We start from the raw sequence: 13,442 nt of genomic DNA, 5'->3' as shown, positions 1-13,442 counted from the left end.
CGACACTGGCTTGCGACGACTTCGAGTCAGCCGGACAGGCGAGCGCGCGTCACCACTTCGGCGCGAACGGCGGATTCGCATTGCGCTTGCCTTCGTCGAGCGCATCGATTTTCGCGATGTCGTCGGCGTCGAGCTTCAGCTTCTGCGCATCCCAGTTGCTCTTCTGATGCTCCGGATTCGTCGATGCCGACAGCACCACGATATCGCGCGACAGCAGCCACGCGAACGTCACCTGCGCGGGCGTCGCGTCGTGCTTTTTCGCGATCGCCGCGAGCGTCGCGTCGGTGTGCGCGCGGCCTTCGCCGAGCGGCATATACGCGGTCACCTTTACGCCGAGTTGCTGCGTCGCATCGACGAGCTCGCGGTTCGCGAGAAACGGGCTCACTTCGAACTGATTCGTGACGATCTCCTTGCCGCCCGGCGCCTTCAGCGCTTCTTCGAGCAGCGGCGCGGTGAAGTTCGACACGCCGTAACGGCGGATCAGCCCGAGCTTCTGCGCTTCCTGCATCGCCGCGAGCGTTTCGGCGATGGGCACCGCGCCGTCGGGCGACGGCCAGTGCACGAGCGCGAGATCGATGGTGCCGATATCGAGCTTCGCGTGACTGTCCTTCAGGCTCGCGATGAGCGCGTCGCGCGAGAGCCGCTCCCACCAGACTTTCGTCGTGACCCAGATGTCCTCGCGCGGCACGCCCGAGTCGCGCACGCCCTGACCGACGGCCGCCTCGTTGTTGTAGTACTGCGCGGTGTCGATATGACGATAGCCGAGCTGCAACGCGCTCTTCACGGCGTTCGTGGTCTTCGCGGCGTCGACGCGAAACGTGCCGAGGCCGAAGGAAGGAATCGTTTCTACCATGCTGGCTCCTGGTTTGCGTTGGGTTTGCGTTGGGTTCAAGCGTCCTGATCGAGTTCGGGGTAATGCCTGAAAATGCCCGATTCGTTGAACGGGATGCGCCGTTCCGAATCGACATAAGCCGCGATGTTCGGCCTTTGCAGCACCGCGTCGTGCAGCGCGGCGACGCGCGGATACTGCGTGCCGAACTTCTTCATCGCGCGCGGAAAGGCGTAGTGCAGGCCGTCGACGATCTGGAACATCGAGAGATCGACGTATGTCGTGTCATGGCCGACCATCTGCGTGTCGCCCTGTGGATTCTGCTTGAGCACGCGCTCGAAGTAGTTCATGAACTTCGGTACGCGCTTGTCGAGAAAATTCTGCGTGCGGATTTTCGCCGCGTCCTTCTGATCTTCGTAGTAGAGATCGGTCGCGAGCGGATGATGCGTGTCGTGCACTTCGGCGACGAAATCGGCGATCGTCAGTTGCAGGCCGTGCGCGACATAGCGCAAGCCTTCGTCCTTCGGCGCGAGCTTCAGCTTCGGCCCGAGATAGAGCAGGATGTTCGCGACGTGCGGCACGATGAGATCGCCATCCTTCAGAAACGGCGGCGCGAAGGGAATGTGCGGCTCGGTCTTGCTGTTCAGCACCTTCATCATCGCGTCCATGCCGTAGCCGCTTTTCTTCGATTCGCGCGCCACGTCGATATATTCGGCGCCGGCATCTTCCAGCGCGAGCCGCACGAATTCGCCGCGGCCTTGCAATCCGTCCCAGTAATAGAGTTCGTAAGCCATGAGAAAGGCTCCTCGTCGGGGCATGCCGCGTTCGCGGCGAGATGTGAGTGTGCGCGTTTTCCGCTTGCGATGAAACGCGCGGACGAAGGAGCGAGCGAGCAACACGCGTTCCCGTGGCGCCGGAACGGCATGATTGCGCCATGAATCGTCGCGGATCGGGCAAAATTGGCGTTTTGCGATTCGACTCGTAGCGGAGAAGGGATGGACAAGCAAGGCTTCACCACAGGCATCGTTCACGGCGACAGGAACGTCGGCGTGGAGCATGGCGGCGTGCACCAGGCGATCCACACATCGGTCCAGTACGGATTCGAGCGCGTGGAGGATCTGATCGGCGTCTTTCAGGGCACGAAGAAGGGCGGCTTCAATTACGCGCGCCAGGGCACGCCCACGACGGCCGCGCTCGAGCGCAAGATCACGAGCCTCGAAGAGGGCATCGGGTCGATCTGCTTCAGCACGGGCATGGCGGGGCTGACGGCGGTGTTCCTGACCTTGCTGCGCGCGGGCGATCATCTGGTCTCCAGCCGCTACGTGTTCGGCAACACCAACAGTCTTTTTGGCACGTTGCGCACGCTCGGCATCGAAGTGACGATGGTCGATGCCACGTCCGCCGGCAACGTCGCCAGCGCGATCAAGCCGAACACGCGCATGGTGTTCGTCGAGACCATCGCGAATCCGGGCACGCAGATTCCCGATCTCAAGGGCATCGGCGATCTGTGCCGCGAGCGTGGCCTCGCGTATGTCGTCGACAATACGATCACGTCGCCCGCGCTGTTCCGGCCGAAGGCGGTGGGCGCGAGCCTCGTCGTCAACTCGCTGACGAAGACGATCGCGGGGCACGGCGCGGCGCTCGGCGGCGCGGTGACGGACACGGGGCTTTTCGACTGGAGCGCGTATCCGAATATCGCCGATGAGTATCGTCGCTCGCCGTCGAAAGAGCAGGGGCTCTTGCAGATTCGCAAGAAAGGGCTGCGCGATATGGGCGCGTCGCTTTCGTCGGAGCAGGCGCATTCCATCGCGATGGGCGCGGAAACGCTCGCGCTGCGTGTCGCGAAATGCAGCGAGAATGCGCTCGCGCTCGCTCAGTTTCTCGAGAAGCACGAGGCTATTGGCCGCGTGTTCTATCCGGGGCTGAAGAGTCATCCGCAGTATGAGATCGCGCAGACGCTGTTCAAGGGTGCGTCGTGGCTGCTGTCGTTCGAACTGCGCAATGCGGATCGCATGATCGAAGTGGTGAACGCGCTGCAAGTGCCGATCAAGGCGACGGGCCTGGGCGACACGCGCACGCTCATCATTCCGGTCGCGCCGACGATCTTCTACGAAGCAGGACCGGAAGTGCGCAAATCGATGGGCATATCGGACGGCATGCTGCGCTTGTCCGCGGGCATCGAGGATATCGACGATCTGATCGCCGATTTCGAGCAGGCGCTCAAGCTCGCCGTGTAAGCGAAAACGCGTGCCGTGCGGCACGCGTTTTTTGTCGGATCACGAAGCCCGCGCGTAATAGATGTTCTGCGAATGCCGCGCTTCCGCGAAGAAGAACCATCGCTCCGCGATGAGACCGAGATACTGCGTCAGCGCCGCGATGCAGAACAGCGCGGCCGATTGCGCGCTCATGCCGAGCAGCATCAGCACGAAGGGCACGCCGAACGCGCAGACGAGAAATGTCCACTTGATGCGCGCGATCGCTTCGGCCGATCGTCCATGAAAGAACTCCCGCAGATTGAACGCGCCCGCCGTGAAGCCGCGCGACTTCTGCACGACATTCGGCCCCTTGATGCCCGTCGCGCTTTGCACGGTCGACTTCGGCCGCAGCCGCGCATTGCGCTGCAGGCTGGCGACGCGCGTCGCGCAACCGGCGAGCGTGAGCGTGCATGCGCAGGCCGCGAGACCCGCCGCGAGCGACGGCGCGAGCCACGCGGCGCACGCGGTCGCGAGCGTGAATCCCGACGCGCAGCCGAGCAGCACGAAGTTGACCAGCGTGAGCGGCGTCGCCCATTCCTGAAGGAAGCGCAGGCAAGCGTAGATCATCGCGGTGCAGACGAAGAGCGCCGCCGACGCGATCACGCCGATCAAACCGATGACGAGCGACCACGGCGCGCCGAACCAATGCGCGATGCCATACAGCGCGCCGCATCCGAGAAACGCGGGCAGACAGAGACATTCGCGCGACAGCCACGACGTGCGCCACATCGCGATGGCGCGCCACGCACGTTCCGGATGCCCGAGGTGAAAGAACGAAGCGAGCAGCCCGAGGCCGCCGAGCACGACCGACAGCGCCGCGCCGACGATGAAGAACGTCTGCGAAGGCGACGTGATCAAGCCGAGCTTCGCGCACGCCTCGACACCGACGAGCGCGATCAGCAAGCCTTGCGCGGCGCCGCTCAGTGTCGTGAGAAACACGACGGAAAACGCGGGTTTCATGATTGAGCTCCGATGAAAGGTCAGACGCGCACGGCCATCGCCGCGAGATTCAGTTCGCCGTGTGCTTCGGGCGCTTCGGCGGCGTTGGAATTGCAGCCGCACGAGCCGCCGCTGCTGCACGAATTGACCGGCCGCCGCGGCAAATAATGATTCGCGGGCTTCGTCTCCCATTCGGGCATCAGCTGATAGCCGCCGCGCTCCTTGATCGCCTTCGATACCACCGACTCGGGATCGTGGATATCGCCGAAGAGCCGCGCCGACGTCGGGCACGCCAGCACGCACGCCGGCTTGCGATCGCGCTCGGGCAGCGCCTCGTTATAGATGCGATCCGCGCACAGCGTGCACTTCGTCATCTCCTTGCGCTCTTCATCAAGCTCGCGCGCGCCGTAAGGACACGCCCACGCGCAGTACTTGCAGCCGATGCACTTGTCGAAATCGACGAGCACGAGCCCGTCTTCCTTGCGCTTGTAGCTCGCGCCGGTCGGGCACACTGGCACGCACGGCGGGTCCTCGCAGTGCAGGCACGACTTCGGAAAGTGGATCGTGTCGGCGAGCGGAAACTCGCCCGCCTCATAAGTCTGCACGCGGTTGAAGAAGGTGCCGGACGGATCGGCGTCGTAGGGACGCTGATCCGCGAGGCTGCCCGCTTCGCCGGAGGTGTTCCACTCCTTGCAGCTCGTCACGCAAGCGTGGCATCCGACGCAGACGTTCAAATCGATCACCAGGGCCATCTGGGTCATGTCGGTCTCCTTCAGTTGCTTGGGTTTCGCTTGACGGCGTTGCGCAGGCGCGCCGCGAATTCGCCGCGCCCGGCGAAGTACGTCTGCACGACGCGCTGGATCGAACCGGTCATGCCCGGCGATGGCGGCATCGGTGCGAACTGCGGCAGCGTGTGGCGCGCATCGGCCTCGGCGGGATAGACGCGCACGCGCACGTCGTACCAGGCGGCTTGTCCCGTGATCGGGTCCGAGTTGGAAAACCGCGCGCCTTCGCGCCGTGCATCCGGGATCTCGTCCGTGATGAGGTGATTCAGCAGGAAGCCGCGCTGCGATTCGTTGGCGTCGGGACCGAGGCTCCACGCGCCCGCTGCCTTGCCGATCGCGTTCCACGTCCACACGGTGCCGGGCTCCACGGCTTCGCTATAGCGCGCCATGCAGCGCACCTTGCCCCATTGCGATTCGACGTAAATCCAGCCGCCGTCCTCGATGCCGTTCTCCTTCGCCATGCGCGGATTCATATACAGCAGGTTTTCGCCGTGAATCTGCCGCAGCCATGCGTTTTGCGAGTCCCACGAGTGATACATCGCCATCGGGCGCTGCGTGACGGCCGCGAGCGGATAGTGCGCGAGATCGGTCGTGTCGAGTTCGAGCGGCGCATACCAGAACGGCAGCGGATCGAAATACTGCTCGATGCGCGCGCGCAGATGATCGGGCGGCTGCCGGCCTTTCGTGCGCCCTTGCGCGGCGAGTCGGAACTTCTGCATCACGTCGGAATAGAGCTGGATCAGGATCGGCGCGTCGAACTTGCGAAAGCCTTTTTCGACCGCGAATTGCAGATACGGCCCGTTCTGCCCGCGCATGTATTGCAGCGATTCGGGCAGCGTGTAGTGATAGACGCAATCGTGCTTCGCGTACTCTTCCCACTGATTCGGATTCGGCTCGCCGACGAGCGCGTCCTTGCCGTCCTTGCCGCGCCAGCCGATCAGAAAGCCGACGCCCGAGCCCGGCGACGTCTGATGATTGACGATGAAATCGGGATAGTCGCGATACTTGCGCGTGCCTTCGGGCGTGGTGAACGCGGGCAGCTTCAGCCGGCTGCCGAGCTCGACGAGCACTTCCTGGAAGGGCCGGCATTCGCCCGTGCGCGGCACGACCGGCACGCGAACCGAGTCGACGGGGCCGTCGAACTCGGAGATCGGGCGGTCGAGCATCGACATCGCATCGTGGCGTTCGAGATAGGTCGTGTCGGGCAGGATGAGATCGGCGAACGCGGTCATCTCCGACTGGAACGCATCGCACACGACGATGAACGGAATCCTGTACTCGCCGTTTTCATCGCGGTCGGCGAGCATCTTGCGCACTTCCATCGTGTTCATCGACGAGTTCCACGCCATGTTGGCCATGAAGATCATCAATGTGTCGATGGGGTAGGGGGCGCCGCGCCATGCATTCGTGATGACGCTGTGCATCACGCCGTGCACCGCGAGCGGATACTCCCACGAGAATGCCTTGTCGATGCGCGCGGGCGTGCCGTCGTCGTGGATGAACAGGTCCTCGGGCGCGGCGGGCCAGCCGAGCGGGCCGCTTGCGAGCGGCGTATTGGGTTTGACCTGATCGGGATGATTCGGCGGTTTCGCCGACGGCGGCACCGCGCGCGGAAACGGCGACTTGTGACGGAAGCCGCCCGGCCGGTCGATCGTGCCCATCAGCGACATCAGCACCGCGAGCGCGCGGATCGACTGGAAGCCGTTCGAATGCGCCGCGAGACCGCGCATCGCATGGAAGGCGATGGGATTGCCCGTCACCGTGTCGTGCTTCCTGCCCCAGCAGTCGGTCCATTCGATCGGCAGCGTGATCTTGTGATCCCGGCTCACCTCGATCATCTCGGCGGCGAGGCGTTTGATCGTCTCGGCGGGAATGCCGGTGATGTCCGCTGCCCATTCGGGCGTGCACGATGCCGTCTGCTCGCGCAGCAACGCGAAAGAGGGCGCGACGGGCGTGCCGTCGTCGAGCGTGTAGCGGCCGTCGAGCGCGGGCTCGGCGTCATCGGCATGATGCGCGACCGCGCGATTGCTCTTCGTGTCCCACCACAGATGATTCTGCGGAAAGAGCGCATTGCCTTCGGGCGCGCCGGCGTCTTTCACGAAGAGGCCGAACGTGTCGCTCGCTTCGTTCATGTCGAGCAGTTCCGCCGCGTTCGTGTAGCGCGTGACGAACTCGTGATCGTAGGCATCGGCGGCGATCAGCTCATGGATCAGCGCCATGAAGAGCGCGCCGTCGGTGCCCGGACGAATCGGCACCCATTCATCGGCGATGGCCGCATAGCCCGTGCGCACCGGATTGATCGCGATGAAGCGTCCGCCCGCGCGCTTGAACTTCGACAGGGCGATCTTGAGCGGATTCGAGTGATGATCCTCCGCCGTGCCGATCATGAAGAAGAGCTTCGCGCGGTCGAGATCCGGGCCGCCGAATTCCCAGAAGGAGCCGCCGATCGTGTAGATCATGCCCGCCGCCATGTTCGCCGAGCAGAAGCCGCCGTGCGCCGCGTAGTTGGGCGTGCCGAAGTTCTTCGCGAAGAGGCCGGTCAATGCCTGCATCTGGTCGCGGCCGGTGAAGAGCGCGAACTTCTTAGGATCGGTCGCGCGCAGATGCGCGAGCCGTTTTTCGAGCGTGTCGAGTGCGACGTCCCACGACACGGGTTCGAACTGCGCTTCGCCGCGCAGCGCGTCCTTCTTGCGCATCAGCGGCTGCGTGAGACGCGCGGGCGAGTACTGCTTCATGATGCCCGACGCGCCTTTCGCGCAGATCACGCCTTGATTGAGCGGATGGTTCGGATTGCCGTCGATGTATCGGACTTCGCCGTCGCGCAGATGCACGCGGATGCCGCAGCGGCATGCGCACATGTAGCACGTCGTGGTCTTGACATCGAGTTTCTCGTTCTGGGTGCGAGCGCCGTGTTCCATGAGTGCTCCTTCAAAAACGATGACGCGCAACGGGACGTGTTGCGCGTTTAGTGCTACTTCAAGCCATCGGTCAGCCGAACAGATGCTCGACGCCGAGCGTGATGCCGAGACCGCCGACCACCAGCCACACATACAGGATCGCGCCGGTAGCCAGTGCCCGGGGGCCGGCCTGGCGGATCTGCGCGATGCGCGTCTCCATGCCGAGCGCCGTCATGGCCATCGTGAGGGCGAAGGTGTCGAGCATGTTGATGGTGCTGGTCGCGGCATCGGGAAGAATATGCAGCGAGTTCACGACGACGAGTGCGAGAAAGCCGAGCGCGAACCAGGGCACCGCGATCTTGCCTTTGCCCTGCGCCGAACCTGCGGCACGCGAGCGGCTGATCCAGAAACCGACCACCAGCAGCACCGGCACGAGCAGCATCACGCGGGTCATTTTCACGATGGTCGCGATATGCGTCGCTTCCGGGCTCACGTTGCTCGCCGCGCCGACGACCTGCGCCACTTCGTGAATCGTGCCGCCGAAGAAGAGGCCCGCGCCGAGCGTGTCGAGATGCAGCCAGCCGGCGTTGAGCGCGAGCGGGTAGAGGAACATCGAGAGCGTGCCAAACAGCACGACGCTGCCGACCGCCATCGCGCTCTTGTGCGCCTTCGATTGCAGTGTCGATTCGAACGCGAGCACGGCTGCCGCGCCGCAGATCGCGCTGCCCGCCGCCGTCAGAAGCGCGGTATCGCGATCGAGCTTCATCAGCTTCATGCCGGCCCACGTGCCGATCACGAGCGTGCTGACCACGACCAGCACCGACACCGTGAATCCCGACAGGCCCACTTGCGCGATTTCCTGCAGACTCACGCGCAGCCCGAAGAACGCGACCGCGATGCGCAGCAGCTTGCGCGCGGAGAAGTTGACGCCGGCGGCCCAACTATCCGGCATGCCGTGACGCAGCGCATTGCCGTAGATCGCACCCGCGACGATGCCGACGATCAGCGGACTGATCCCGAGGCCAGCGATGGCGGGCACGGCGGCGAGCCGGGTCACGGCCGCTGCGAACAATGCGACGAAGAGAATGCCGTTGAGCTGTCCTCGCGTGGAGGACGCGGCTGGCGCCAGGGATTGGGCAGACGTAACCGTGGACATGGGAAAACCCGTTGGAAAGGTGGAAGACTCGATGGGCTAATCCTATTCTCGATATATGAATATGAAAAATCGTGATTTAGAATGAGATGTATCGCGAAAACTGATATTTGTATGTCATGACCCCGGAACAACTGATAACTTTTGCAACGGTCGCGGAGCACGGCAACATCAGTCGAGCGGCGGTGGCGCTGCACTTGTCGCAGCCTGCGGTGTCGGGGCAGTTGCGGCTTTTGCAGGAGGAATTCGGCGAGCCGCTCTATCAACGCGATGGCCGCGGCGTGCGCCTGACCGCCGCCGGCGAGCAACTGCTCGGCCACGCGGAGCGCCTGCGCGAGACCTTCCGCGCGGCCCATGCGCTGCGCGACGCCTTGCGCGGGCTCGAGCGCGGCACGCTGCGCATCGGCGCGAGCACGACACCTGCGAGCTATCTGCTGCCGTATCTGATCGCGGCATTTCACAAACGCTTTCCTGACGTCCTTGTCACGACGATCGACGGCAATACGGCGGATATCGTCGCGGCGCTCGGCTCGCTCGATATTGCGCTGGTCGAAGGCTCGCCCGGTCACGAACTGCCGCTCGGCACCACGGTCACGTCGTGGCGCGAGGACGAAATCGTCGCGATCCTGCCGAATGCCCATCCACTCGCCGATGGCCGCGATGCCGCGACGCTCGACGCACTGAGCGAGCATCCGCTCGTGTTGCGCGAGCCCGGATCGGGCGTGCGGCAGGTCATCGAGCGGGCGTTCGCGGACCGCGACGTGCCGATGCGCGTCGCGCTCGAAATCGCGGGCGTGGAGGGCGTGAAGGAAGCGGTGCGCGCGGGCATGGGCATCGGCTTCGTGTCGGCGATGTCGATCCGGCACGAAGACAGCGCGCTGCGCCGCGTGCGTATCGCGCCGGAGCCGCTCACGCGGCGCTTTTCGATTCTTTTGCCGCATGCCGCCACGCCGTCGCGCGTCGCGGCGCGCTTTCTCGAGTTGTGCGAGGAACCGGGTCTGCTCGGCTAGGGAATTCCACTATGGCGCGTCGGCGCCGGTCTCGCGCACTATTCGTTCTCAACACGGGCGCTGCGGCGTCCTTTTTGAAAATCGTTTATGGAACCGGTTCCATATCGCAGTTCGGGGCCGGAACAGCAGCGGGGCAGCAGATGCAAATTCCTTCGAGCGAAGCCAGAGCCAGCGAAATCGTGATCGTCGCGAGCGCGTTCGGCGCGGACGCGATCCGGCGCGACGGCCATGCGGCGTGGGCGGCGGCTGCCGCGCGCGCCGGTGCCGACGGCTTCGAAGTGCGCCGCGAACTGTTCGCGAGCGACGCCGATGCAACGCCCGCAGCGCTCGCGCAACTCGGCGAACGCATCGCGGTGCACGGACTGTGGTCCGTCTATTCGACGCCCGCGACGCTTTTCCGCGATGACGGCGCGCTCGATCTCGACGCGCTTCGCCTTGCGCTCGCTGAAGCCGCTGCGCTCGGCGCGCGCATCGTGAAGCTGCAGCTCGGCGGCACGGAAAGCGCCGTCGCGACCGATGCCGCCACGCTCGATCGCCTGATGACGGAAATCGCCGCATCGAAAGCGCGCGTCGTCGTCGAAAACGGGCAACTGAAGGCGGGCGGCACGATCGGCGCGTTCGACGCGCTCTTCGCCGCGCTGCCGCCGGCGAGCGGCCTCACGATGACCTTCGACACCGGCAACTGGCACTGGGCCGAGCAGGACCCGCTCGACGCCGCGAAGCGCCTTGCGCCGCACGTCGCCTATGTGCATTGCAAGGCCGTGATGGGCGAGGGCGCGCGCCGTTTCGCCGCCGCGCCTGCACACGGCGACACGCGTTTCGCGACCCTGCTCGCGCACTTGCCGGGCGATGTGCCGCGCGGCATCGAATATCCGTTCATGCCCGGCGCGGGCCTCCCGCTCGACGCGGACGCGGCGCGCCAGGTCGCGCGCATCGCGGCATTTTGAATTACGCATTTTGCATCACGCATTCATTTGTAAAGGACCCGACATGCAAGCCAAGCCCGAAGCCCTCGACGTCGTCACCTACGGCGAAGCAATGACGATGTTCGTCGCGGCCGAGACCGGCGATCTCGCGCAGGCCGGCCAGTTCACCAAGCGCGTTGCGGGCGCGGACCTGAACGTGGCGATCGGTCTTTCGCGCCTTGGTTTCAAGGTGGGCTGGATGAGCCGTGTCGGCAAGGATTCGTTCGGCCGCTACGTGCTGGACGTGCTTGCCGCGGAAGGCATCGACGCGCGCCGCGTGACGATCGACGAGCGCTATCCGACCGGCTTCCAGTTGAAGGGCAAGTGCGACGACGGCAGCGATCCGGCGGTCGAATACTTCCGCAAGGGCTCGGCCGCGAGCCATCTCTCGATCGACGATTACGCCGCGGATTACGTGCTCGGCGCGCGCCATCTGCATCTGACGGGCGTCGCGCCGGCGATTTCAGCGACCTCGCGCGAACTCGCGTTCCACATGGCCCGCGAAATGCGTGCAGCGGGCAAGACGATTTCCTTCGATCCGAACCTGCGCCCGACGCTCTGGCCGTCGCGCGAGGCGATGGCCGAGTCGCTCAACGCGCTCGCCGCGCTCGCCGACTGGGTGCTGCCGGGCGTGTCCGAAGGACTGACGCTCACGGGCTACGCGAAGCCCGAGGACATCGCCGCGTTCTATCTCGACCAGGGCGCGAAAGGCGTCGTCGTGAAGCTGGGCGCGCACGGCGCGTACTTCCGCACCGCGGACGGCGAGCAGGGCATCGTGGCGGGCGTGCCGGTGGAGCATGTCGTCGATACGGTCGGCGCGGGCGATGGCTTCGCGGTGGGCGTCGTGAGCGCGCTGCTCGAAGGGCGCGACGTGCGTCATGCGATCGCGCGCGGCAACCGCATCGGCGCGCTGGCGATTCAGGTGATCGGCGATAGCGAAGGATTGCCGACGCGCGCCGCGCTCGACCTGCTCGAAGCACAGGATTCCAACGACAAGACGGCCAAAGCCGCGTTCGATCTGGCGTAACGGATAAACAGCCCTTCGAGGGGCGAACCTGAGAGACTCAACCGAAATGTCTTCGGAGACAACCATGCATTCTTCCACTCCCAAGCTCGCGGTGCGCCGCTGGTGGGCGATCATGCCGATCGTTTTCATCACCTACAGCCTCGCGTATCTCGACCGCGCCAACTACGGCTTTGCCGCGGCCGCGGGCATCAATCAGGATCTCGGCATCAGCAAGGGGCTGTCGTCGCTGATTGGCGCGCTGTTCTTCCTCGGCTACTTTTTCTTCCAGATTCCGGGCGCGATCTATGCCGAGCGCCGCAGCGTGAAGAAGCTCGTGTTCTGGAGCCTCATTCTGTGGGGTGGCTGCGCGACGCTCACGGGCATGGTGAGCAATATTCCGTCGCTGATGGCGATCCGCTTCGTGCTCGGCGTCGTCGAGGCGGCGGTGATGCCCGCGATGCTCGTCTTCATCGCGAACTGGTTCACCAAGTCCGAGCGTTCGCGCGCGAACACGTTCCTCATTCTCGGCAATCCGGTGACGGTGCTGTGGATGTCGGTCGTATCGGGCTATCTCGTGAACTCGTTCGGCTGGCGCCACATGTTCATCGCGGAGGGCTTGCCGGCGGTGGTGTGGGCGGTGATCTGGTGGTTCATCGTGAAGGACAAGCCCGCGCAGGTGAGCTGGCTCACGAATCAGGAAAAGAGCGATCTCGACGCGACACTGCGCGCTGAGCAGGCTGCGATCAAGCCGGTGAAGAACTATCGCGAGGCGTTCAAGTCGCCGGCGGTGATCAAGCTGTGCGCGCAGTATTTCTGCTGGAGCATCGGCGTGTATGGATTCGTGCTGTGGCTGCCGTCGATTCTGAAGAGCGGTTCGACGCTCGGCATGGTCGAGACCGGCTGGCTTTCGGCGGTGCCGTATCTCGCGGCGACGATTGCGATGCTGCTGGCATCGTGGGCATCGGACAAGCTGCAGGCGCGCAAGGCGTTCGTGTGGCCGTTCCTGCTGATCGGCGCGCTGGCGTTCGCGGGATCGTATCTGCTTGGTTCGACGAACTTCTGGGCTTCGTATACGTTGCTCGTGATCGCGGGTGCGGCGATGTATGCGCCGTACGGGCCGTTCTTCGCGATCGTGCCGGAGCTTTTGCCGAAGAATGTCGCCGGCGGGGCGATGGCGCTTATCAATAGCATGGGCGCGTTGGGGTCGTTCGTCGGGTCGTATTTCGTGGGATATCTGAATGGGGCGACCGGGTCGCCGGCTGCCTCTTACGTGTTCATGAGTGTGGCTCTGTTGCTTGCTGTCTGGTTTACGCTGGCCGTTAAGCCGCAGGCTGCGGTTCGGGCTGGGGTTGTTGTGCGGTCTTGAGTTTTTTTTTTCGCCGGATCCCGTGGGCGTGTCGGTCTATTAGCGTTGCCCCTGTGCGGGGCGGCAGTCACTTTCTTTGCTGCTGCAAAGAAAGTAACCAAAGAAAGCAGCTATCCCCAGCCTAAGCACTTCATGCCGGCCGCGGCACAGAAGATCGGCGGTGGTCCGGCAGTAGCGAGTGCCCTCATAGGCCATACCGGGCGTGGACCGCGCACGGTCTGACAAGCTAGAACCTTG

Annotated in this window: 11 protein-coding genes; 5 read left to right on the top strand and 6 right to left on the bottom strand. The window is 64.4% G+C overall.

Annotated elements, in window-relative coordinates; all coding sequences use genetic code 11:
• Positions 1-49 precede the first annotated feature (49 nt).
• Together AWB78_RS32745 and AWB78_RS32740 are read right to left on the bottom strand one after the other, a co-directional pair.
• Positions 50-853: an aldo/keto reductase gene (locus AWB78_RS32745; protein ID WP_062610775.1), complete on the bottom strand. Its 804-nt coding sequence runs from the start codon at positions 851-853 to the stop codon at positions 50-52.
• Between the two features lie 35 nt (positions 854-888).
• Positions 889-1,623 (bottom strand): glutathione S-transferase, encoded by a 735-nt coding sequence (locus tag AWB78_RS32740; protein ID WP_062610774.1) that lies wholly within the window; start codon positions 1,621-1,623, stop codon positions 889-891.
• A 201-nt stretch (positions 1,624-1,824) separates the two neighbouring features.
• Between AWB78_RS32740 and AWB78_RS32735 the strand changes: the two genes are divergently transcribed.
• Positions 1,825-3,066, top strand: a complete 1,242-nt coding sequence (locus AWB78_RS32735; protein ID WP_062610773.1) for a cystathionine gamma-synthase family protein — start codon at positions 1,825-1,827, stop codon at positions 3,064-3,066.
• Between the two features lie 39 nt (positions 3,067-3,105).
• On the opposite strand, the gene AWB78_RS32730 is transcribed toward AWB78_RS32735, so the two are convergent.
• The 4 genes from AWB78_RS32730 to AWB78_RS32715 form a co-directional block, all read right to left on the bottom strand.
• Positions 3,106-4,044 (bottom strand): dimethyl sulfoxide reductase anchor subunit family protein, encoded by a 939-nt coding sequence (locus tag AWB78_RS32730; RefSeq protein WP_062610772.1) that lies wholly within the window; start codon positions 4,042-4,044, stop codon positions 3,106-3,108.
• Between the two features lie 20 nt (positions 4,045-4,064).
• Entirely contained in the window at positions 4,065-4,784 is a 720-nt protein-coding gene (locus tag AWB78_RS32725; protein WP_062610771.1) for a 4Fe-4S dicluster domain-containing protein, read from the bottom strand.
• A gap of 11 nt (positions 4,785-4,795) precedes the next feature.
• A complete protein-coding gene (locus tag AWB78_RS32720) occupies positions 4,796-7,726 on the bottom strand; it encodes a molybdopterin oxidoreductase family protein (RefSeq protein ID WP_062610770.1) in 2,931 nt (976 codons plus the stop codon).
• Positions 7,727-7,796: 70 nt separating this feature from the next.
• Positions 7,797-8,861, bottom strand: coding sequence for a YeiH family protein (locus AWB78_RS32715; protein ID WP_062610769.1), 1,065 nt, complete (start codon positions 8,859-8,861; stop codon positions 7,797-7,799).
• 116 nt (positions 8,862-8,977) lie between these two features.
• Between AWB78_RS32715 and AWB78_RS32710 the strand changes: the two genes are divergently transcribed.
• The 4 genes from AWB78_RS32710 (at position 8,978) to AWB78_RS32695 (ending at position 13,205) form a co-directional block, all read left to right on the top strand.
• On the top strand, positions 8,978-9,868 hold the full coding sequence (locus AWB78_RS32710) for a LysR family transcriptional regulator (protein WP_062610768.1): 891 nt from the start codon (positions 8,978-8,980) through the stop codon (positions 9,866-9,868).
• 140 nt (positions 9,869-10,008) lie between these two features.
• Positions 10,009-10,815: a sugar phosphate isomerase/epimerase family protein gene (locus AWB78_RS32705; protein WP_062610767.1), complete on the top strand. Its 807-nt coding sequence runs from the start codon at positions 10,009-10,011 to the stop codon at positions 10,813-10,815.
• Between the two features lie 43 nt (positions 10,816-10,858).
• Entirely contained in the window at positions 10,859-11,860 is a 1,002-nt protein-coding gene (locus tag AWB78_RS32700; protein ID WP_062610766.1) for a sugar kinase, read from the top strand.
• A 64-nt stretch (positions 11,861-11,924) separates the two neighbouring features.
• Positions 11,925-13,205 carry an MFS transporter gene (locus tag AWB78_RS32695; protein ID WP_062610765.1) on the top strand — a complete coding sequence of 427 codons (1,281 nt, stop codon included), beginning with the start codon at positions 11,925-11,927 and terminating at the stop codon, positions 13,203-13,205.
• Positions 13,206-13,442: the final 237 nt, after the last annotated feature.

The organism is Caballeronia calidae (genome assembly GCF_900044055.2).
In the GTDB taxonomy this organism is placed as follows: domain Bacteria; phylum Pseudomonadota; class Gammaproteobacteria; order Burkholderiales; family Burkholderiaceae; genus Caballeronia; species Caballeronia calidae.
This window is presented reverse-complemented; position numbering and strand designations above follow the sequence as displayed.